Source organism: Streptomyces sp. CNX435, from assembly GCF_059570575.1.
The window spans coordinates 755,352-777,028 of the sequence record NZ_JCANTA010000001.1; the positions used below are offsets into that span (position 1 = coordinate 755,352).

A 21,677-nucleotide genomic window follows, 5' to 3' on the forward strand; every position below is an offset into this window, starting at 1 on the left:
CGCCTACTCTCCGGCGTCCGCGAGGCCGACCGAGACCAGGTCGATTCCGCCGCTGAAGGAGTCGGACAGATAGGCGCCCGCGATGTTGGAGCCGGTGACCAGGAGCAACTTCTCGTAGAGGAGGGGCACGACCGGAGCCTGTTCCATGATCTGCTTGTCCAGCTCGCCGTACGCCTTGTTGGCGGCGCTTACGTCCTTCATGCCCGCGATCTCGTCGAAGCGCCGGTTGATTGCGTCGTCGTCGATCTGCGCCAGGTTCGTGTTCGCGGTGGAGGTGATCTTGCGGCCGTCGAACAGCGGTGGCAGGAAGGTCGAGCCGGACGCCCAGTCGGGGCACCAGCCGGTGACGGCGAGGTCGTGCTGCTTGGCCGTGGTGCCGATGACCTCGTAGTACGTCGACGTGTCGATGTTGTTGATCTTGACCTCGATGTTCAGCGGCTTGAGGGCCTCCTGGATGGCGACCGCGACCGCCGTCCACCTGGGGTCCGGGCGGCTGTCCAGCGTGAGGTTGAATCCGTCCGACATACCCGCCTCGGCGAGCAGCTTCTTCGCCTTGGCCGGGCTGTGCGGGTAGAGGTCGTCATTGGTGCGGCCGCGTACGGTCGGCGGCTGGATCGCGGTTCCCTTGGCGGCGAGCTGCTTGCCCCCGAACGCGGCGACGACCGTGTCCTTGTCGACCGCGTACGCGATGGCCTTGCGCACCTTCGGGTCTTGGAGGGGCCCACGGGTCGTGTTCGTCCCCATGTACGTGGTGCAGCCCGTGTATCCGGACAGCGTGCGCCCCTTCACCTCGGGCGTCTGGACCCGGGACAGCGTCGACGCCTGGACGGTGCCCGCGATGGCGTCGGCGTCGTCGCCCTGTCCGGCGAGCATGCGCTCGTCGATGGTGGCGGGATCCAGGCCGAAGGTCCACTCGAAGGCGTCCGGCTTGGCCGCGCGGATGTCGTCGGTCGACTTCTTCCACTTCGGGTTGCGGACCAGCTTGAGTGACGAGCCGTGCTGGTAACTCGCCACCTTGTAGGGGCCGGAGGCTATGGGCTTGGTGTCGAACTCGTGCTTCGCGCCCTTTCCCTCCGGGACCGGGAAGAAGTTGGGCATGGTCAGCGCGCTGGGAAAGTCGGGGAAGGACCTCGTGAGATGGAAGACGACGGTCGTGTCGTCGGGCGTCTCGATCGAGTCGAGTCCGCCCGACCGGTACGGGCCCTGGTAGTCGGCCGGCGCCTCGATCAGCTCCCTCGGGTACGGCGACCCGCCCATCTCGGGGTCGAAGGCGCGCTCGACGGCGAACTTCACCGCCGCGCTGTCGATCGGCGAGCCGTCCTCGAACTCCAGGCCGTCCTTGAGGTGGTACGTCCAGGTCTTCGCATCGTCGGACGGCGTGCCGAGGTCGGTCGCCAGGTCCGGGACGACCTTCGTGCCCTCGGCGCCGGGGCCGGCGCCGAACGTGGTCAGACCGCGGTAGATGAGCCGGTAGAAGTTGTTGACGCCGCCGTCGAAGCCGAGCCCGGGGTCCAGGTGGGAGAAGTCCGCGGTGGCCAGGAAGTGGACCGTGCCGCCCGTGGCGGGCGTCCTCGAGGAACCGGCTCCGGTGGACGAGCTGTCCGCCCCACTACAGGACGCGACGAGCAGCGAGCAAAGCAGCGTAATGCCGGTGGCAGCCGTTGATCTCCTCATGGGCGCTCCTGGGTTGATGCGAATCGATGAACTCGACGAACTCGATGAAGTCGATGAATGCATGCATACGGTTACTGGGCCCGGAGCCACACGCGCATGGCCTCGGGTCTGCGGTTGCCCCACAGGAAATAGGGCACGAGCGTCACGGGGACGGCCTCGTCACCGACAGCCCTGTCGGTGACGGAGCTGTCGGTGCCGGGGGGTGGAGCGGACAACTCCGGGTAGAGTTCCGGCGACTCGGCCGGCTCGACGGCCGCCCGCAGCCGGAGGGCGACGGCGCCGGGTGGTCCGTCCGCCGGAGCAGAGGTGTCCGCGGCGGCGATGCGTTCGGCCGACAGGACCAGGTCGTCCACCGGGGCGGGGGAGTCCTGCTGCTCGACGCAGTAGACCAGCGGACCGCGGGCGACGGCGACCGCGCCGCGGGTGGCGTCCAGGTGGGGGTGCGACAGGTGCCCGCGTACCGGCATCGGCAGGCGGAGCAGCACCGTGTCGCCCGCTGCCCAGGTCCGTTCGACGGACAGCCAGCCGTCCGCGGCCGCGACGGGCTCGCCGTCGAGCGCGACGTCGTGCGCCCAGGCGGGGATCCGGAACTTGATCGCGTACGGGCGGTCAGGGGCACGCTCGACGGTGAGCCGCACGTCCCCGTCCCAGGGGTAGGCGGTCTCGACGCGCACCGCCGTGGTGGCGGTCTCGATCCGGCTCTCGGCATACAGAGCGAGGTACAGGGCGTCCGCGCGTTCGGCGGCCACGTAGTCGCCGAGCTGGGCCATCCACCGGACGATGTTCGGTGGACAGCACGGGCAGGAGAACCACGGCCGGCGAAGCGGCGCGCCGCCGTTCTCGGCCCCGCTGCGCTGCTCGTGGTCAGGGCGGCGCTGGAGCGGGTTGTCGTAGAAGAAGCCCGTCCCGTCGGCGGACAGACCCACGGCGTAGGCGTTGAAGAGCACGCGCTCGAACACGTCGAGATACTTCGCCCCGCCAGTGGCCACGAACATCCGCCAGGCCCACTGCATGGTGGCGATGGCGGCGCAGGTCTCGCTGTACGCACGCTCGGACGGCAGCTCGTACCGGTCGCCGACGGCCTCGTCCGAGTGCCGGCTGCCGAGACCGCCGGTGAAGTAGAGCTTGGTGGCGACCATGTCGTCCCAGAGCCGGTCGAGCGCCTCGAACAGGGGCCGGTCGCCGGTCTCCAGGTGGACGTCGGCCGCTCCGGCGGCCAGGTACGTCATGCGGACGGCGTGCCCGGTGACCGAGGGCAGCTCGCGGATCGGCAGGTGGTCCTGGAAGTACTCGGGCGGGAAGATGCGGTGCTTCAGGCGGCCGTGCCCGCGCCGGTCCACGAACAGGCGTGCTTGGGTGAGGTAGTCGCGGTTGCCGGTCTCCCGGTACAGCTCGACCAGGGCCATCTCCACCTCGGGGTGGCCGCAGGTGGCTTCTTCGCGCCCCTCGCCGAAGCGGTGCACGGCCAGGTCGGCGAACTTCACGGCCACCTCAAGGAGCCGGCCGTCGCCCATCCGCCGGTTCGCGGCGACGGCCGCCTGGATCAGGTGGCCGAGGGTGTACAGCTCGTGTCCCCAGGCCATGTCCTCCCAGGGCTTCATGACCGCCGCCGGGTCCTGGAAGAACGAGTTCAGGTATCCGTCCCCGGCCTGCACCCGTTCGACGAGGCCGACCACCTCGTCGAAGAACTCCCGTACGCCGTCCTGCGCTTCGCCCGCGCCGATCTCGTACGCCAGACCTTCGAGCGTCTTGTACAGGTCGCTGTCGTGGAACGGATAACGCCCGCGATAGGCCGGGGGATCGTCGGTGAGCAGCCGGCGGAGGTTGTCGACGTTGCCGGCGGCACGCAGTTCCCCGACGGTGTGCGGGGCGGTCGACTGCCGGTTGCGATCCTGCCATTGCCGGAGCAGTCCGCCGGTGATGCACACCGCGGCGAGTGGGACGACGGCGCCGGACGTCGTTCGCACGGCTGCTGCCGGGGCGGCCGCGTGGGCGTCGCCGGCCTGCTGTGACGTCATCGAATCCCCTGTGACATGTAACATAGTACTGAGTTGATGGGCTGACCGTAAAGGCTTACCTGAGCAAACGGCAAGGGAGGACCCATGGAATTTACGTGGGCGGTTCTTCCCGCCGGGGGGCGGTGAGAGTTCTACTCGGCTCCGGCCCTCGCCCGGCGAACGTCGCGCGTACAGCGCCGTGATGGAATCGGAAGCCACTCGTTCGGGTGAACAGGCATCGGCAAGTCCGCACCATCGACCCTTGCGGCCTCGTTCTGGCGCATAACCACGGGCCGTGCTGCCGGAGTCTCGGGGCTGTTGCCCGTGGGCCGAGGTGTTCCGGTCATGTGGTGTCGCCGTCGGGCCCGGTTGGGGCTCCGAGTATCCGGGTGAGTGCCCCTTCCCGCTGGGTGAGTTCGTTCCATGTGCCCTGTTCGGCGAGGTGGCCGTGCTCCAGGACGGCGATGCGGTCGGCTCGGCGGATGGTGGCGGGGCGGTGTGCGATGACGATGGTGGTGCGGCCGGTGGCGGCGGCCAGTGCGGAGGCGAGTTCGGCGTCGCCCGCGGTGTCGACGTGGGCGGTGGCCTCGTCGAGGACGAGGATCCTGGGGTTGGTCAGCAGGGCGCGGGCGAGTGCGACGCGGGCGCGTTGGCCGCCGGAGAGTGTGGCGCCGCGTTCGCCGACGAGGCTGTCGAGGCCGTCGGGCAGGGTTGCGGCGATGCGGTCGACGCCGCTTTGGCGCAGGACGTGTGCCAGTTGGTCCTCGCCGGCGCCGGGTGCGGCGAGGAGGAGGTTGTCGCGCAGCGTGCCGTGGAAGAGCGCCGCGTCCTGGCCGACCAGGGCGAGGGCGCCGCGCAGCTGCTGGTCCGGCAGGTGGCGTACGTCGACGGGGGCGCCGCCGTCGGCGGGCAGGAGTTCGACGGTGCCGGAGCGCGGGTCCCAGAAGCGGGCCAGCAGGTGCGCCGTGCTGGTCTTGCCCGCGCCGGAGGCGCCCACCAGGGCGAGCGTGCAACCGGCCGGCACGGTCAGGTCCACGCCGCGCAGGACGGGTTCGGCGCCGTAGTCGACGTGGACGTCCCGCAGCCGTACGCCGAGCGGGCCGGGCGGCAGCGGTCGGGGGTGCGCCGGCGGTGGGGCGCCGGCGGGGGCGGTGGTGGCGGCGTGGACGCGTGCCGCCGCGGCGCGCAGGGTGCCGGCCTGACGCAGCGCGTCGGCGGCGGCGGCCACGGGGGAGAGCACGGACAGGGCGAGGGCCAGGGCCGCGGGAGCCCACGCGCCGTGCAGCCGGCCGTCGCCGGTGGTGGCGGCCCCGGCCGCGACGACGCCGACGAGGGCGAGGACGATCAGCACGTCCTGGACGGCGGCGAAGGCGCCCTCGTGCCCGGCCTCGGCGCGCTGGGCGTCGGTGAGCCGGCGCCCGCCCGCGGTGAGCTGGTCGCGGCGCCGGTCGAGGGCGCCGTGGGCGAGGAGTTCACGGAGACCGTCCACGGTGTCCACGGTGTCGGCGGACAGCCGCGCGGTCGCGGCCCTGGTGACCTCCCCGCGCGCCGCGCGTCCGGCGGTCCCGAGGAGCGAGTGCGCCAGGAGCGCCGCCGCGGCGGCGAGGGCGGCGATCAGCAGCCAGGGGTCGAGGAGGCCGAGTGCGACCGCCCCCGCGGCGAAGACCACGGCGGAGGCGAGGAGTTGGGCGATGGTGTGGGCGTAGAAGAACTCCAGCGCCTCGATGTCGTTCATGGCGGTGGCGGCCAGATCTCCGCTGCGTCGCCCGGCGATCCGGGCGGGGGCGCTGCGGGCCAGCCCGTCGTAGACGCGTACGCGCAGCCGGGCCAGGACCCGGTAGGCGAGGTCGTGGGAGAGGTCCATCTGTCGCCAGGTGGCGAGCGCACGCAGCAGCACGAGCCCGATGAGGGCGCCGACGGTGGTGCCGTCCGGGGCGGCGCCGTCGATGACGGCGCGCCCGGTGGCGTACGCGAGCCAGGTGCCGAGGACGACGAGGCACGCCTGGTCGACGAGGCAGGCGGCGGCGGTGCGCGCCGCCATGGCCCGGTGCGGGCGCAGGGCGGGCAGCAGGCGGCGCAGCGCCCGCCGCGGGGGCGCTGCGGGAGTGTGCGTCGACGGGGTGTTCGTCGGTGGCTGGGGCGCCATGGCTTCTTTCTTCCGTTTTCTTCCGTCCAGGTCAGGGCCGCAGGTCGGCGGCGGCGAGTTCGGCGTACGTGCCTCCGGCGGCGGAGAGGGTGTGGTGGTCGCCGACCGCGTCCAGACGGCCGCGGTCGAGCACGACGACGCGGTCGGCGTGCCGTACCGCGGCGAGCCGGTGGGCGACGATCAGGCAGGTGCGGCCGTGCGTGGCCTGCCGCAGGGCCCGCGTGATGAGGCTCTCGCGGGCCTCGTCGACGGCGCTGGTGGCCTCGTCCAGGATCAGCACCGGCGCGTTCGCGAGCAGCGCGCGCGCCAGGGCGAGCCGCTGGCGCTGGCCGCCGGAGAGGGTCGCGCCGCGCTCGCCCAGGACGGTGGCGTATCCCTCGGACAGCGCCGCGATCTCGTCGTGGACACCCGCGGCGCGGCACGCGGCGGCCAGTTCGTCGTCGCTCGCGTCGGGACGGGCCAGGCGCAGGTTGTCCGCGACGGAGGTGTGGAAGAGGTACGTGTCCTGCGAGACGACGGCGATGCCGCGGCGCAGCGCGTCCAGCGCGAGGTCGCGGATGTCGGTGCCGTCCAGCAGCACGGTGCCGGTGCCGGGGTCGTGGTGCCGTTGGAGCAGCGCGAGCAGCGTGGACTTGCCCGCTCCCGACGCGCCGACCACGGCGGTGGTGCGCCCGGCCTCGCAGGTGAACGTGACGCCGTCCAGGGCGGGCCGCTCGGCGCCGGGGTACGTGAACGTCACGTCGGCGAAGGCCAGGGTGGGCGCCGTGGTCCAGGCCGGGTGCAGCGTCCCGGTGTCGGGTACGGCGGGCCGGGCGGTACGCAGGGCGGCGATGCCGTCGGCGGCGGAGACGCCGAGGTAGCCGGCGTGCCACTCGCGGGACAGGTCGCGCAGCGGCCGGAAGCACTCGGAGGCGAGCATCAGCAGCAGGTACGTCTCGCCGCCGGCGGCGTCCCCGGTGGCCGCGGAGGTGCAGGCCAGCAGGACGGCGGCGAGCGTGCCCGCCTGGATGGCCAGGTCGGTCAGCGCGGTGTCCACCAGGGAGACGCGGAGTTTGGCGACCGTGGCCCGGTGCAGCTGACCGGATCGCTCCTCCAGCGCGGCCCGCTTGCGGCCCACGGCGCCGGCGGCGCGCAGTGCCGGCATGTGCTGCAGCGCCTCCAGGTAGTCGGCGGCCAGGTGCTCGTACGTGTCCCAGTGCTCCTTGCCGCGGCCCGCCAGCGCTCGGTCCCACAGCCGCGGGGCGAACAGGGCCAGTGCGACGGCGGCGGCGAGCACGGCTGCCGCTGCCGGGTTCAGGACGGCCACCCAGACCAGCAGTCCGGGGGTGGCCAGGCCCACGACGGCGAGTTGGGGCAGATAGCGGGTGAGGTACGCGTTGACGCCCTCGACGCCGTCCACGACGGTGGCACGCAGCGCGCCGACCCGCGCGGCCGACCGGTGCGCGGGGCCGAGCCGCCCGAGTTGTGCCACCAGCTCGTCGCGGAGCCGCAGCCGGATCCGGGCCCCGGCGTCCGCCGCGGCGATCCGCTGCCGCCAGGTCAGCAGCGCACGCAGGGCGACGACGGCGACCACCGCGCCGAGCAGGGCCGGCAGCCGGTCGTCCGCGCCGCGGGCGATGTCGGCGAGCGCCGCCGCCAGGAGCGCGGCCTGCGCGACGTGGGCGGCGGTGGCGGCGGTGAGCAGCGTGGTGGCGCCCAGCAGCGGTCCGGGGGCGGTGCGGGCGGCGCGCAGCAGTTCGGGGTGGAGCATCATCGGCGTTCGTTCCCTGCGGAGTTCGGGTCGGCGGCGTCGCGGGGCCTGAGGGGTGCGGGCCGGTGAGGTGACGAGCCGGGGGCTGCGGCGTCCGCCGCGGCCTGCGCGGGTGGGGCCGGCACGGGACCCTCGCGCCCGGCCGGTACGGGGTCCTCGGGCGCGGCCAGTGCGAGGCCGTGGACGACCCACCGCTCGCCGGCGGCGCGCCCGAGGGCCGCGCCCAGGTCTGCCCGCTGCCAGGAGCCGACGGGACGGGTGCGCAGCCCGAGGGCGGTGGCGATCACCTCGGCGCAGGCGGCTGCGTACCCGGCGGACAGATGCTCGGCGCGAACACGGTCGGGCGGTGCGCCGGCCGGGGCGCCGTGGGCGAGAAGGACGGCCCCGGCGTCGGCGAGCCACCCCTGGCCGGCCGGCCAGGAGGCGAGCGTGGGCCGGGCCTCGCCGTGGGCCATCAGGCGCGGCGACGTCGCCTGCGCCGTGGCCGACGCGTCGCTCCCGTACGGGTGCGGTTCGTCCCGTACGGCATGGCGGCTCGGCTCACCGGCACTGTCCGGGCGGAAGCCGGCGCGGCCGGTGTCGCGACCCGGCGCTGGAAGGTCCTCGCCCCCGCCCGCGCCGTGGCCCGCCGGGGTGCGGTCGTCGGGGTTCTGAACCGTGCGGTCGGGGTGGCCCGTCGCGGGGGAGCCCCCGCCCGGCGCGGCGGCGCCGGCCGGGGCCAGCAGGCCGGGGTCCGCTCCGCCGACCGCGGCACACCAGGCGGGTCGCCCCGGCGGGAGCGGGCAGTCGGGGCCGACGAGCAGGTGTGCACGTACCGGGTAGCGGCCTCCGGCCGAGGCGGCGGCGCGCGGCCGGGCGCCCGCGCGGTCGGTGCGGGTGCCGTCGGTGGCCGCACCCATAGTGCCCCGCGCGGGCTTGGCGTTGCCGCCGGAGGTCCCGGCGCCGGCCGCCCGGCGGGCGGCGAGGGACAGGGTCAGCACGGTGTCGAGGTCGACTTCCCCCGCTCCGGCACCGGGCACGCGGCGGGCCGGCTCCCGCCAGCGCTGCCGGGCGGGCCCGGCCGGGGTGCCGGGCTCGACGGGGCGGCCCGAGCGGGCGTCGGCGACGGCGGCGGCGACCAGCCGGACGTCCGCGCGCGTCCCGGCGGTCTCCGGCCGCACGAGGGCGCCCTGGTCCGCCGGCTCCGGATCCGGGACGCCTGCGCGCGAGGTACCGGTGGCCCCGGCGGTGGAAGAGGTGGTCATCCGGGATTCCTCACATGTGCGGTGGCGGGGCGAGCGTGAAGTCGGCCGGTCCGGCCGGGGGTTCGGTGCGCCAGCCGGGGGCACCGGACTCGCCGGCCGGGGGGACACGGTTGCCGCAGCAGCGCTCGACGGCCTCGGCCTCGGCGACGGCGGCGACGCGGGCGCCGTCCGGGTCGCCGAAGGCGGTGCCGAGCGCGACGCGGTCGGCGGGCCAGGCGCCGAGGCGGCGGGCGTCGGAGACATCGGCGGTCATCGCCACGTAGCGGGCGGGGGTGCCGGCGGGACGCGGTACGGGGGCGACGGAGCGGACCAGGCCGCAGACCGGGTCGATGAGCGCGTCGAGCGGCAGCGGGGGGTTCACCGGGAGGTCTCCTCGGCCGGGTCGACGGTACGGGCGGCGACGGGCGTCGGTTGGTCGGGATAGCAAACCGGCCATCCCCGTACCGGATCGCGCCCCACCCGGCCGTCGACCCCGAAGACCTCCCGCAGCAGCTCCGGCGTGACCACGTCCCCCGGCGCGCCGTCCGCCGCCACCCGCCCGTCCCGCAGCGCCACCAGCCGCTCGCTGAACCGGGCCGCCAGACCGAGGTCGTGCAGGACCATCAGCACCGTCATCCGGCGCTCCGTGCGCAGCCGCGCCACGAGTTGCAGCACCTCCAGCTGGTGGCGCAGGTCCAGGTAGGTCGTCGGCTCGTCCAGCAGCAGCAGGGGAGCGTCCTGAGCCAGCGCGAGCGCCAGCCGCACGCGCTGGCGCTCGCCGCCGGAGAGCGCGTCGACCGGCCGGTCGGCCCAGTCGGCGACGCCGACGTCCGCCATCGCGCGCAGGCTCACCGCGTCGTCGCCGTCCCGCAGCATCCCGAGCGGACCCCGGGCGGCGTACCGGCCCTGCCGTACGAGCTGACGTACCGTCATCCCCGGTACGGCGGGCGCCGACTGGTGCAGCAGCGCGACCCGCCGCGCCGCCGCCCGGCGGGGCAGCCGGGAGACGTCCGCGCCCGCCACCCGAAGGTGGCCGGAGCCGGGCCGCAGCATGCCCGCGGCGAGGCGCAGCAGCGTGCTCTTGCCGCAGCCGTTGAGGCCGACCAGCGCGACGAGTTCGCCGGAGTGCACGGTCAGGCTCACCCCGTCGAGTACCTGCCGCCCCGGGTAGCCGAACCCGACCCGGTCCGCTTCAAGGGCCGGCTGATCACCCCGGCCGGAGCCGGGGTCGGGGATCGGCGGTGTGGATGCGGCGGTCTTGGACTCGGTCACCTCGTGCTCCTCACGAGTACGCGGGCGGGCTCCCGGCGGCGCGGGTCCACCGCCCGTACGGGCGTCACAGTTCGGTGGTGTGGCGGCGGGCGACGACCAGCAGGACTGCCGCGCCGACCGCCGTCGTCACCGCGCCCACGGGAATGCTCAGCCGCTCGGCGCCCCACGACACCGCGGCACGGGAGGCGAGTTGGGCGACGGCGTCCGCGCCGCACACGGCGACCGCGCCGGCCAGTGCGGCGCCGGGCAGGGCGAGGCGCAGGTCCGCGCCGAGCAGCGCGAGCGCCACGTGCGGCACCAGCAGCCCTACGAACCCCAGCGCGCCGACGGCCGCGACGGCACCCGCGGTCAGCCCCACCGCGCAGGCCAGGGCGAGGCCCCGGGCCCGGGACGAGGCCAGTCCCGCGGCCCGCGCCACGTCCTCGCCGCAGCGCAGCAGCATCAGCGGCCCCGCCGTCAGGCAGGCGGCCAGGCCCCACGCGAGCGCCCACGGCCACAGCAGCGCCCAGTGCTCCCACGTACGGGCCTCGGTGGTGCCGACCAGCCACTGCACGACGCTGCCCAGCTCACCCGGCGCGACGAGCAGCACCATCGCGGTCAGCCCGCCCAGCACGGCGGAGACCAACACACCGTGCACCGCCACGGCCGCCGGATCGGCGCGGTCCCGGCCGGCGAGCAGCCGCAGCAGGCCCGCCCCGGCGCAGCCGCCGGCGACGGCCGCGACCACGACGGCGGTCGGCGAGTCCCACCCGGCAAGACCCGCCCCGGACGCCGCGACGGCGCCGAGCACCGCGCCCGGCGTGACGCCGGTGACCTCGGGACCGGCCAGCGGGTTGCGCAGCGCGGCCTGGAGCACCAGCCCCGCGAGTCCCAGGCAGGCGCCCGCGACCAGGGCGACCAGGACGCGCGGCACCCGGAGCTGCTGGACGACGTGCCGCGTCGTCGGATCGACGTCGCCGCCGGTGAGCGCGGGCCACACCTCGCCCGGCGCGACGGCGCCCCCGGCGAGGAGGCCGGTCACGGCGGCACACAGGGCGGTGGCCGTGAGGCCGCCCAGTACCAGCCGCGGCCTGTGCGTCGGACGGGTCCTCATCCCACGCCCCCGTCGGCCGGGCCACGGTCGCCCGCGTCAGTGGGAGCGACGCGGCCGGCGGGCAGGGACCGTACGGGCGCGGGGGCACGTGTGCCCGTGCCCGCGGCGCCGGGTGCAGCCGCCGTGTCCGTCCCCGCCTGCGGGGAGACCTTGGGACCGGCCGGTCCGCGACCTGCGTGCGCGGAAGTGCCGCCGATACCGGCGGAGCCGCCGCCCGGGTCGACGCGGACCCGTGCCGCGTCGCCGGAGCCGCGCCCCGCCCGCCCCGTACGCCGCGGCCCGTCCCGCCGGCCGCTGCGCCGCCCGGTCCGTAGCAGCGCGACGCCGGCGGGTACGCCGATCAGCGCGGTCCACGCCCCGACGGGAGTCTCGACCGGCATCAGCGCCAACCGGGCGGCCTGGTCGGCCCAGACGGTGATCACGGCACCCCAGGCCACGGTCCACGGCAGCACGCGTACGACGCCGGCCCGCGGCCGCAGCCGCCGCGCCAGGTGCGGCGCGAGGAAGCCCACCCACGCCACGGGACCGCACACCGCGACCACCGGGGCGATCAGCAGTACGGCCACGGCCAGCGCGGCCAGCCGGGCCCGCCGTACCCGTACGCCCAGGGCACCGGCGTCCTCGTCGCCCAGCCGCAGCACCGCGAGGACCGGTGCGCACAGCACCAGCAGCGGCACCGCCGCCGCCAGCCAGGGCCACACCCCCGTCCACGACTGCCACGTCAGGCCGGAGAAGCTGCCGAGCAGGTAGCGGTAGATCAGCTGCAGGTCGAGCTGGTCGGCCATGACCATCAGCACCAGCAGCCCGCCCTGCAGCGCGGCGTTGACGGCGGCGCCGGTGAGCAGCACCGCGGCGGGGCTGCGGCCGAACCCGGCGGCGATCAGCGTCAGCACCCCGCCGACGGCGGCGCCGGAGACAGCCAGCAGCGGGTGCAGCCACCCCGGCAGGGACAGGGCCAGGACGAGCGGCGCGGCCACGCCGATGGCCGCCCCGGAGGAGACCCCCAGCATCTCCGGCACGGCCAGCGGGTTGCGCAGGGCCTCCTGCAGCACCAGACCCGCCGCGCCCAGACAGGCCCCCGCCGTCAGCGCCAGCAGCAGGCGCGGCACCCGGATCTGCTGAACGACGAGCGCCTCGAAGCCGGCCTCACCCTCGCCGGTTCCCTCGCCGAGCAGCGTGCCCGGCAGCCGCGTCGGGGGTACGGCCGGGGTGCCCAGGCTCAGCGCGCAGAGCGCGGCGAGGGCCAGCATGACAACGGCGGCGGCCACCAGGCCACGGGGCCCTCGTACGGCCGGCGTCATCGCAGGGCGGCCGTGGCCTCGTCCAGCACGATGCCGAGGGACCGGGTGCCGCGGCCCTTGGCCCACACCTCGGGATCGACCTCGATCACCTTGTCGTTGCGCACGGCCGGGATCCGCGCCCACAGCGGGTTGTCGGCCATCGTCTCGGAGAGCTTCACATCCGTGTCGTCGAAGGCGATGGTCTCGACGAACAGCACGTCCACGTCCCTGGCGAGGATCTCCTCCAGGCTGTACGTGCCCTCGACACCCCGGTCCTGCCAGGGGTACTCGGCGATCTGCGGGAACAGCCCCGCGGCGGTGTCGCGGCCCGGCGCCGCCACGCCGAAGTTCGCGTCGCTGCCGAAGATGACCAGCGCGGTCTTGTCGCTCCGGCTCTCCTGCGCGCGCTCCAGCTTGCCGCGGAAGCGCTTCTCCGCCGCCACGGCCCGTTCACCGCGGCCGGTGAGTGCCGCGAGGTCCCGCAGGTAGGAGACGCTGTCCTGCCAGTCCTTCGGCTGCACCGGCCAGAACGTGGTCGCGCCCTTCAGCGCGGGGGCGAGCTTGCCGTGGGTGTCCTCCAGGCCGATCACCAGATCTGGCTCGTGCGACAGGATCGCCTCGACCTCCGGGGCGATGAAGCCCCCGGGTATCACGGGGACGTCGGCCGCCTTCTCCTCGCCCAGGAAGTCCGGGTGGGCGAGGATCTCCGAGTTCGTCGCCGTGGGCACCATGCCCAGCTCGGTGAGTATGTCGTCGCAGAGCGCCACCAGGCACACGATCCGCTTCGGGGTGCGCTCGGGCGCCACCTCCACGCCGCGTACATCCGTGACGCGGTCCGCCTGGGCGACGGGTTTGACCGGCGGCAGCTCGGCGGCCGGGCTGCCGGCCGGCCGCCCGGAGTCCTCGTCGGACGACGAGGCTCCGCCGCAGCCGGCGGCCAGGAGGGCACCGGCGACCGCCAGCGCGGCGGTACGGGACAGGGTGGACAGGCGCAGGCGCGGCATGGTGATGGCTCTCCTTGTCAGCGGGCTGCTGGTCTGCGGTGGCGGGGCATGTCACCCGCCGCGGCAACAAGCATGGTAATCATTTTCATTACGCTCGCCTACCACCGACCCCCGGGGAGAGCCTCGTGACCACGCCGACTCCGCTCGACGAGGGCGGCCATCTCGCCCTGATCGGCACCGACGACGGCGCCGAGGCCGACGCGGTCGGCCGCTGAGGTACGCTCCGTCGCTGACGCGGCAGCGCATGCGGGGAGTGCGATCGTCTTTGGCAGATCGTCCAGAGTCCAGATTGTGCAGCTCTACCTGGCCGTAGCCGGTCTCGGCCAGGTGGCGGCGGTGGTCGTACTCGCCGTGAGCGTCGCCTCAGGAGGTCCAGGCCGACGCGGTCGGCCGCTGAGGTGCCCACCGCCCGTAGCGCGCACGCAACGTACCGGAAGCGCCGCAGGTACACGTCGGGCACGGCCGGCGGGCGGGTCCGTCGGCCGGGGAGTCGAGTCCTGCTCGATCACCCGTCCAGGCCACAGCGCGCGGCCAGGTCGGTGCGCTCACCGGGCAGTGCCGCGAAGGCACCGGCCCATGCGGGGGCCTCGTAGGTCAGTGGTCGTCCCAGTGACCGTCGTGGGCGGCGTGGCGGTGGCCGTCGTGCACGTAATCGACGTGATCTCCGTGGGGCACCGCGACGTGCCCGCAGCCTGCGCCGTGCTGGTGCGGGTGGTCGTCGTGGGCGACGTGCGCGCCCGGCTCGCACTCGTCGGCGTGGTCGTCGTGGGTGCGGTGGAGGTGGCCGTCGTGCGCATAATCCACGTGGTCACCGTGGGGGAGGGCGACGTGGCCGCAGCCCTCGTGGTGCTGGTGGACGTGGTTGGCGTGGGGGGAGTGTGTGGTGGTCATGATCGTCTCCGTGGCTTTGATTGCTGGGGGCCACTGACTCCAGTGTGCGCCCGCGGTCGCGCCGGCGGCACCGCCTCCGGCTCCGACGGACCTGGGCACGGCTGACGCCCGGCCGACGGGGGCGGCCGGGCGCGGAGTGCCGCGTCGTCAGCGGATCTCCAGCACCTCCAGGGTGAGCCCCTGCGGGTCCCTGAAGTACGCCACCCGCCGTCCCTCGTTCGGCCCCGACGTGATGAGCACGGGGCCGGCGCTGCGCGGCACGGCGCCGAGCGCGGCCAGCCGGGCGTGCTCGGCATCCAGGTCGTCGGTGGTCAGGCAGACGTGGGCGGTGCCGGGGTTCTTCGTCTCCAGGTCCACGGGCACACCGACCGGGTTGAGGTACTGGATCAGCTCCAGCAGGGCGTCCGACCCGGGGATACGGAAGATCGCGATGTCCAGCCGGGCGTCGGGGTAGCCGATCTGCTCGGAGGTGTACGGCGCGTCGTACACGCGCCGCACCACCGGCTCCGCGTCGAACACCTTCCGGTAGAAGGCGGTGGCCGCGTCGATGTCGGCGACCGTGAACCCCACGTGTGAGAAGCCTGTCAGCATTCCTGTTCCCGCCTCAGAGTCGTTGCGGATCGACGATCGTGCCGTCCCGGGCCGAGCGGTACATCGCGGCGACGAACTGCACCGCCGCGAGTCCGGTCCCGGCCGGGGAGCCGTTGCGGCCCCGGCCGTGCGCGAGTTCCACCAGGTTGTGCACGGGGGCGTGCTCGGGGTTGCGCTCCGCGGCGGGCAGCCGCGGCAGTTCTGTGACGCCGCCGGCGTCGTGGACGGAGGCGGTGCCCTCGTTGACGTCCAGCAGGGCGTGCCCGTCCCGGCCGAAGACCTCCAGCCGCATGATCTCCTCGTGCCCCGCCAGCACCGCGCCCGTCGAGCCGAGGGTGCCGACGGCGCCGCCCTCGAAGCGGACCGCGATGCCGTCGGCGAGGTCCACGGGCAGCTCGAAGTCGGCGCGGAACGCGGCCACGCCGCGTGGGCGCAGCCCGGTCAGCCACAGCAGCAGCGCGGCGGCGTGGGTGATCTGCGTCTGGCCCTGCCCGCCGCCGGACAGCTCCGGGTCGCTGTAGGTGCGCGCGGCCGGGGCGTTGACGGTGTAGCCGAAGGCGTCGCGGTACGGCTCCGGATTCCCGCGGTACAACTCGCGCACCGTGGAGGCGTACAGCACCGAGACGTGCTCGACGGGACCGATCATCCCGGCCGCGATCTTCTCGCGCAGCGTCAGGACGTGCGGGTTGTAGTGCCAGGGGTAGTCGATCACCAGCTCGGCCCCCCGGCTGCGGGCCAGCGCGGCCAGCTCGTGGGCGTGCGCGGGCTCGATGGTCATGGGCTTCTCCAGCAGCACGTGCACGCCCCGGTCGAGCGCGAGACGCGCGACCGGATAGTGTGCCGCGTGCGGCACGGCGACCACTGCCGCGTCGACCTCCACCGCGTCGAGCAGTTCCGCCGTGCCGGCGAAGGCCGACGGCACGCCGAACGCCTCGGCCGCCGCCGCGAGCCGGGCCGGGTCGGTGTCGGCCAGCGCGACGACCTCGGCATCGGACCGCTCCGCGAGCGCGGGGAGATGCGCGTAGGTGGACCACCAGCCGCAGCCGATCACGGCGATTCTCGCGCTGCTCACGCGTCCTCCCCGTCGAGCCGGAAGACCCTTTCGGCGGTGCCGTGGAACAGCGCGTGCCGCTCGCCGGCGGGCAGGTCCGAGATGATCTCCGCGTACGCGTCGACGACGTCGCCGTACGAGCTGAAGAGCCGGTCCACCGGCCAGTTCGTACCGAAGAAGGCGCGCTCCGGGCCGAACAGTTCGACGCACTCGCGTACCCAGGGGCGCAGCGTGCCGACCGTCCAGCGGTGGTCCGCCTGCCCGAGACCCGAGATCTTCACGACCACGTTCGGCGCGCGGGCGAGGTCGCGCATGGCGGCGCGCCACTGCTCGAAGTAGGCGCGGTCCCGGCGCCGGGGGTATCCGGCGTGGTCGACGCAGAGGGTGACGTCGGGATGGCGCTCGGCCAGCCGGCGTGCGTCGCCCATCTCCTCTACCGCCGGGTCGTCGCAGCACACCAGGCCGTGGCGGGCCAGTCCGGCGTAGCCGCGGTGCCAGTCCGGGTCCGTCAGATAGCCGTCGTAGCGCAGGTCGCGGATGCCGCGGAGGTTGCGGAAGGCCGCGTGCCGGGCGAGTACCCGGGCGGCGTCGGGCCGGGCGAGGTCGGCGTGCGCGACGATCCCGTGCGGGACGCCGAGCCGGTCCGCGAAGTCCTGGAGCCAGCGGGTCTCCTCCACCGGGTCCTCGGTGCCGATCGCAGCCTGGACGTGCACCGCCTTGGTGACGTTGTGGAAGCGGGTCTCGGCGACGAAGTCGTCCGCCCAGTAGCGCTGCGCGCGGATAGCGGCGTCGGGACCCGTGACCTCGTCCACGGGCGCATCGGGCTCCAGCCAGGCGTAGCGCAGCTTCGGATGCGTCAGGTCGTGGAAGTGCACGTGCGTGTCGACCAGGGGGATGGCGGCCATCACCGCACCCCCGGCACGGTGCCCAGGTGTGCGCCGCCGTCCACGTCGAGCGTCACTCCGGTGAGGAAGGACGCCTGGTCGGAGAGGAAGAACAGGACGGCGTCGGCGACGTCGTCCTCGCTCGCGTTGCGGCCGAGCGGGTTGGTCCCGGCCGCCGCCCGTACGATCTCGTCGGCCGGCTCCCCGTTCTGGGCGGCCTTCCAGTCCAGGACCTCCCGGCCCATGCCGGTGGTAGGACAGCCGACGGGGGCGATGCAGTTGGCGGTCACGCCGTCGGCGGCCAGCTCCGCGGCCACCGCCTCCGTCAGCCCCACCAGGCCGAACTTCGAGGCCACGTAGGGGACCTGCCGGGGGAAGCCGCGCCGTCCGCAGTCCGAGCCGATCGCCACGATCCGGCCCCGCCCGCTGGCCCGCAGGGACGCGGCGGCGGCCCGTACGGTGAGGAACGCGCCCTTCAGGTTGACGTCGAGGGTGCGGTCCCAGTCCTCCTCGGTCGTCTCCTCCAGTGCCCCGATGTGGAACACGCCCGCGGAGACGACGAGCGTGTCGAGGCCGCCGAACGCGGTCTCCGTCTCCCGTACGGCGTCCGCCACCTCGCTCGCCGAGCGTACGTCGGCACCCAGGCCGAGTGCCCGCTCGCCCAGCTCCGCGGCGACCTCCCGGGCACGCCCGGCGTCGACGTCCACCACGGCCACCGAGGCCCCGGCCGCGTGCAGCCGGCGCGCGATCAGCCGCCCGAAGCCCGACCCGCCGCCGGTGATGAGTGCCGTCCGTCGCTCTGCGATCCGCATCTCGCTCCGCTCCTCCCTGCCGTTGGAAAAACGCTATAGCATCTAGCGTACTCTTGCTATACGCTATAGCAACTTCACTCGATGAGAAGGACTGAAGGCGGACGCGATGGCACTGAACCCCCTCTCCTCAGGGAACCTGGCCGACCAGGTGGCCGACGCTCTCCGCGACGCGATCCTGGAAGGCCGCTACCCGCCCGGGACGCGGCTGGTGGAGCGGACACTCGCCGCGGAGCTGGGCGTCAGCCACATCCCGGTGCGCGAGGCGCTGTCCCGGCTCGCCGACGAAGGGCTGACCGAGCGGTCCCCGCGACGCGGCTCGCGGGTCGCCACCCTCACCGTCCGGGAGCTGGACGAGCTGTCCACGCTGCGCACCGTGCTGGAGCAGTTCGTCGTCGCCCGGGTGCGGGAGCGGCTGACGCCGGGCGCCGAGCGCGAGCTGCGGAAGATCGTCGCGGGCATGCACCGCGCCGCCGCGGACGGCAACTTCCGCCGGCTCTTCGACCTCGACCAGCACTTCCACGAACGCCTGTGGGAGCTGGCCGACCACCGGATGCTCAACGAGCTGGTCACGCAGCTCCGCAGCCGTATCGGCGCCTTCCTGCGCGCCGCCACCGCCGCGCTGCCGCCGGAGAGCCTTGAGGGCCACGCCGCGTCGCACGACGTGCTGCTCGACGCGCTCCTCGACGACGACCCGGAGACCGGCAGAGCCGAGATGGCCCGGCACATCGAGGCCGCCGCCACCCGGATCCGCGCCTCGCTGCCGGAGTCCGAGGAGGCCGCCGATGAGTGAACTCGTCGTGGTGACGGACGCCGACCTGCCCGGCACCGACCGGATCCTGGAGATACTGCGCGCCGCCGGGCTGCCCGCCACGCTCGCCGACTGCCGCACCGAGCGCGACGTGATCGAGGCCGCCGCCGACGCCACCGCGCTGGTGGTGCAGTGGGCGCCCGTCACCGAGCAGGTGCTGCGCCGGCTGGCGCGATGCCGCTTCATCGGGCGGCTCGGCATCGGCTACGACATGATCGACGTCGCCGCGGCCACCGCGCGCGGCATCGCGGTCGCCAACACCCCCGACTACTGCGTCGAGGAGGTGGCCGCGCACACGATCGCGCTCGTCCTGGCGGCCGGGCGGCGGCTGGCCACGCTGGACCGGGCGGTGCGCGCCGGCCGCTGGTCCGCGGCCGACGACGCGCCGGGCGCGGTGCGCCCGTCCAGTACCACCATGGGCATCGTCGGATTCGGCCGGATCGGCTCGCGCACCGCGGCGCACGCCGCCGCGCTCGGCTTCCGCGTCGTCGTGCACGACCCGCACGTCCCGGACGCCACGGTGGCCGCCGCCGGCCACCGGCCCGCGGGACTGGACGCCACCCTCGGCGCCGCCGACGTGCTGAGCCTGCACGTCCCGTTGACGGCGGACACCCGCCACCTGCTGGACCGCGCCGCGCTCGGCCGGCTGCCGCGCGGTGCGCTGGTCGTGAACACCTGCCGCGGCGGCCTCGTCGACGAGGCCGCGCTCGCCGACGCCCTCCGCGCCGGGCACGTCGCCGGCGCCGCGCTGGACGTGTTCGAGACCGAGCCGCTCCCCGCCGACAGCCCGCTGCGCGACCTGCCGGGCGTCCTCCTCAGCCCGCACGCCGCGTGGTACTCCAGCGAGTCCCGCCGCGAGCTGGGCGAGACCACGGCCCGGCAGGTCGTGGACTTCCTGAACCGGCGCCCCGTCGCATCGATCGTCAACCCGGAGTACGTGCGATGACCGCGCCCGGCACGCAGCGCCCGACGCGCCGTACCGCCCTGGTCACCGGCGGCAGCGGCGGCATCGGGGCGGCGACCTGCCGCCTGCTCGCCGAGCTCGGTCACGATGTCTGGCTCACCTACGCCACCGACGCCGAAGCCGCCGAGAGCACCGCGGACGCCTGCCGCGCCCTCGGGGCGCGGGCGGTGGCGCACCCCCTGGACCAGCGCGATCCGGACGGCATCCGGAAGCTGCTCGACCGGGTCGCCGACGACTGGGGACACCTCAACGTCGTCGTCAACAACGCGGGGATCTGCCCGTACAGCGCGTGGGACGAGATCGGCGCGGACGAGTGGGATGCCGTCATGGAGACCAACGCGCGCGGCGTCCACCTGGTCATGCGGCACGCCGTCCCGCTGCTGCGCGCGGCCCCCGGCGACCGGGCGATCGTCAACGTCGCCTCGCTCGCCGGGCAGGTCGGCGGCCTCAGCACGAGCGCGCACTACGCCGCCAGCAAGGCGGCCGTCCTCGCGCTCACCCGCTCGGTCGCCCGGCGGCTCGCGCCCGAGGGTATCCGCGTCAACGCCGTGTCGCCCGGGCCGATCGGCACCGGGATGCTCACCCCGCTGGACGGCGCCGCGCGCGGCGCGCTGGCCGAGGCCGTGCCGCTCGGCCGGCTCGGCAGGGCCGCGGAGGTCGCGCAGGTGATCGGGCTGCTGGCGTCGGCCGACGCCGGGTTCACCACCGGTGCCACGTACGACGTCAACGGCGGGCTGCTCATGGACTGACGGAAACGGACTGTTCCGGACTGGCCGCCACCCTTCCCGAAAACACGCACGCGAGCTGGGAGTCTCAATGACGAAGTCAAGCCGCTTGCTGCGTGACGGGCGGGGCGGGGGTGAAGAGTCGTCCGTCGCGCAGGAGGGCCCACAGGACACCAGCTCGTCGGCGGGCCAGGGCGATGACGGCCTGGACGTGCTTGCAGCCCTCGGCGCGCTTCTTGAGGTAGAAGTCCCTGTTCGGCCCGTCGCGGATGATGCTGGTCTGCGCGGACATGTAGAACACTCTGCGCAGGCGGCGGCTGTAGCGCTTGGGCCGGTGAAGGTTGCCGGTGCGGCGGCCGGAGTCGCGCGGTACGGGCACCAGTCCGGCTGCCGAGGCCAGATGGCCGGCGTCCTGGTAAGCGGCCAGGTCGCCGGCGGCGACGACGAACTCGGCGCCGAGGATGGGGCCCATGCCGGGCAGCGACTCGATGATCTCCGCCTGGGGATGGCTGCGGAATGTCTCGCGGATCTGCCGGTCGATCCGCTTGAGCCGGTCGTCCAGGGCCAGGATCTGCGTCGCCAGGTCGGCGACGATCTGCGCGGCGACGTCCTCTCCGGGCAGTGCGGTCTGCTGGGCCTGGGCGGCCTCCAGTGCGGTGACCGCGACGGTGTCAGCGCTGCGGACGCTCCGGTTGGCCAGCCAGGCGGTCAGCCTGGCCCGGCCGCGGCGGCGGATCGCCGCCGGGGTCTGGTAGCCGGTCAGCAGCACCAGCGCGCCCTTGTGTGCCGAGTAGTCGAAGGCCCGCTCCAGGGCGGGGAAAATGCCGGTCAGCACGTCCCGGAGCCGGTTGATCATCCGCACCCGGTCGGCCACCAGGTCCGAGCGGTGCGCGGTCAGCAGCGCGAGGTCGGCGGCGAGCTGGGCGGGCACGTCGATGACAGCGAAGTCCCGGCGGTGGCGGGCGGTCTCGGCGATGACGTAGGCGTCCCGGGCGTCGGTCTTGGCCTCGCCCCGGTAGGCCCCGGACATGCGGTTGACCGTGCGGCCGGGCACGTAGACGACTTGCTGGCCATGGGCCGCGAGCAGGGCCAGCAGCAGCGCGGAGGACGTGCCGGAGATGTCCACCGCCCAGCGGACCTCGTCCGCCAGCTCCAGGATCTCGCCGAGCGCGGTCAGGATCGCCGACTCGTCGTTGTCGATCTTCTTCGACCACAGGGTCGCGCCGGTCTCGTCGACCACCGTCGCCCAGTGATGCCCCTTGCCCGCATCAATCCCGGCCCAGACCCGGGCCCGCCGCTGAGGCACTCGCCCCTCCTCGTTTCGCACAGCATGCCGTCGGCCCGAGGAACACCCCGCCGTCATCTCCGTAAACAGCGACCGCACAAGGCGCGCACATCTCAATCAGCAGCCAGGGCGCCCCGGAGAGCCGGACGGCCACTCCCAGGAAGCCACTGAAGGCAAGGACACATAAGCCACATCCGGCCCTCCCGGGCCACCCAATAACTTACGGA

General features: G+C 74.3%; 18 protein-coding genes and 1 pseudogene. 3 read left to right on the forward strand and 16 right to left on the reverse strand.

Annotated elements, in window-relative coordinates; all coding sequences use genetic code 11:
* Nucleotides 1–3 precede the first annotated feature (3 nt).
* The 15 genes and pseudogenes from T328_RS03225 to T328_RS03295 all read right to left on the reverse strand — a co-directional run bounded on the left by T328_RS03225 (nucleotide 4) and on the right by T328_RS03295 (nucleotide 17,668).
* Nucleotides 4–1,674 carry an ABC transporter substrate-binding protein gene (locus T328_RS03225; RefSeq protein ID WP_496494261.1) on the reverse strand — a complete coding sequence of 557 codons (1,671 nt, stop codon included), beginning with the start codon at nucleotides 1,672–1,674 and terminating at the stop codon, nucleotides 4–6.
* A 71-nt stretch (nucleotides 1,675–1,745) separates the two neighbouring features.
* Nucleotides 1,746–3,692, reverse strand: a complete 1,947-nt coding sequence (locus T328_RS03230) for a glycoside hydrolase family 127 protein (protein WP_496494262.1) — start codon at nucleotides 3,690–3,692, stop codon at nucleotides 1,746–1,748.
* A 322-nt stretch (nucleotides 3,693–4,014) separates the two neighbouring features.
* Nucleotides 4,015–5,817 (reverse strand): ABC transporter ATP-binding protein, encoded by a 1,803-nt coding sequence (locus T328_RS03235; RefSeq protein ID WP_496494263.1) that lies wholly within the window; start codon nucleotides 5,815–5,817, stop codon nucleotides 4,015–4,017.
* Nucleotides 5,818–5,848: 31 nt separating this feature from the next.
* Nucleotides 5,849–7,570: an ABC transporter ATP-binding protein/permease gene (locus T328_RS03240; protein ID WP_496494264.1), complete on the reverse strand. Its 1,722-nt coding sequence runs from the start codon at nucleotides 7,568–7,570 to the stop codon at nucleotides 5,849–5,851.
* A complete protein-coding gene (locus T328_RS03245; RefSeq protein ID WP_496494265.1) occupies nucleotides 7,567–8,811 on the reverse strand; it encodes a hypothetical protein in 1,245 nt (414 codons plus the stop codon). The genes T328_RS03240 and T328_RS03245 overlap by 4 nt, the downstream gene beginning before the upstream one ends.
* A 76-nt stretch (nucleotides 8,812–8,887) precedes the next feature.
* Nucleotides 8,888–9,172 (reverse strand): annotated as a pseudogene (locus T328_RS03250) (YcaO-like family protein); the annotation flags it as partial.
* Nucleotides 9,169–10,026, reverse strand: coding sequence for an ABC transporter ATP-binding protein (locus T328_RS03255; protein ID WP_496494316.1), 858 nt, complete (start codon nucleotides 10,024–10,026; stop codon nucleotides 9,169–9,171). The gene T328_RS03255 and the pseudogene T328_RS03250, both read right to left, overlap by 4 nt.
* Before the next feature lie 100 nt (nucleotides 10,027–10,126).
* Nucleotides 10,127–11,155 (reverse strand): FecCD family ABC transporter permease, encoded by a 1,029-nt coding sequence (locus tag T328_RS03260; RefSeq protein WP_496494266.1) that lies wholly within the window; start codon nucleotides 11,153–11,155, stop codon nucleotides 10,127–10,129.
* Complete coding sequence (locus T328_RS03265; protein WP_496494267.1) at nucleotides 11,152–12,423, reverse strand: FecCD family ABC transporter permease; 1,272 nt, start codon at nucleotides 12,421–12,423, stop codon at nucleotides 11,152–11,154. Before T328_RS03265 ends, T328_RS03260 begins: the two co-directional genes overlap by 4 nt.
* Before the next feature lie 29 nt (nucleotides 12,424–12,452).
* Nucleotides 12,453–13,439, reverse strand: a complete 987-nt coding sequence (locus T328_RS03270; RefSeq protein WP_496494268.1) for an ABC transporter substrate-binding protein — start codon at nucleotides 13,437–13,439, stop codon at nucleotides 12,453–12,455.
* Nucleotides 13,440–14,033: 594 nt separating this feature from the next.
* Entirely contained in the window at nucleotides 14,034–14,330 is a 297-nt protein-coding gene (locus T328_RS03275; RefSeq protein WP_496494269.1) for a hypothetical protein, read from the reverse strand.
* 147 nt (nucleotides 14,331–14,477) lie between these two features.
* On the reverse strand, nucleotides 14,478–14,900 hold the full coding sequence (locus T328_RS03280; RefSeq protein ID WP_496494270.1) for a VOC family protein: 423 nt from the start codon (nucleotides 14,898–14,900) through the stop codon (nucleotides 14,478–14,480).
* Between the two features lie 34 nt (nucleotides 14,901–14,934).
* A complete protein-coding gene (locus T328_RS03285) occupies nucleotides 14,935–15,993 on the reverse strand; it encodes a Gfo/Idh/MocA family protein (RefSeq protein ID WP_496494271.1) in 1,059 nt (352 codons plus the stop codon).
* Entirely contained in the window at nucleotides 15,990–16,877 is an 888-nt protein-coding gene (locus T328_RS03290) for an amidohydrolase family protein (protein WP_496494272.1), read from the reverse strand. Before T328_RS03290 ends, T328_RS03285 begins: the two co-directional genes overlap by 4 nt.
* Complete coding sequence (locus T328_RS03295; protein WP_496494273.1) at nucleotides 16,877–17,668, reverse strand: SDR family NAD(P)-dependent oxidoreductase; 792 nt, start codon at nucleotides 17,666–17,668, stop codon at nucleotides 16,877–16,879. Before T328_RS03295 ends, T328_RS03290 begins: the two co-directional genes overlap by 1 nt.
* Before the next feature lie 106 nt (nucleotides 17,669–17,774).
* On the opposite strand from T328_RS03295, the gene T328_RS03300 reads away from it, so the two are divergent.
* The 3 genes from T328_RS03300 to T328_RS03310 are packed head-to-tail and all read left to right on the forward strand — an operon-like array spanning nucleotide 17,775 to nucleotide 20,189.
* A complete protein-coding gene (locus T328_RS03300) occupies nucleotides 17,775–18,458 on the forward strand; it encodes a GntR family transcriptional regulator (RefSeq protein ID WP_496494274.1) in 684 nt (227 codons plus the stop codon).
* A complete protein-coding gene (locus T328_RS03305; RefSeq protein WP_496494275.1) occupies nucleotides 18,451–19,422 on the forward strand; it encodes a C-terminal binding protein in 972 nt (323 codons plus the stop codon). The genes T328_RS03300 and T328_RS03305 overlap by 8 nt, the downstream gene beginning before the upstream one ends.
* A complete protein-coding gene (locus T328_RS03310; RefSeq protein WP_496494276.1) occupies nucleotides 19,419–20,189 on the forward strand; it encodes an SDR family NAD(P)-dependent oxidoreductase in 771 nt (256 codons plus the stop codon). Before T328_RS03305 ends, T328_RS03310 begins: the two co-directional genes overlap by 4 nt.
* Before the next feature lie 76 nt (nucleotides 20,190–20,265).
* Here T328_RS03310 and T328_RS03315 read toward each other — a convergent pair whose 3' ends face one another.
* Nucleotides 20,266–21,471 (reverse strand): IS110 family RNA-guided transposase, encoded by a 1,206-nt coding sequence (locus T328_RS03315; protein WP_496494277.1) that lies wholly within the window; start codon nucleotides 21,469–21,471, stop codon nucleotides 20,266–20,268.
* Nucleotides 21,472–21,677: the final 206 nt, after the last annotated feature.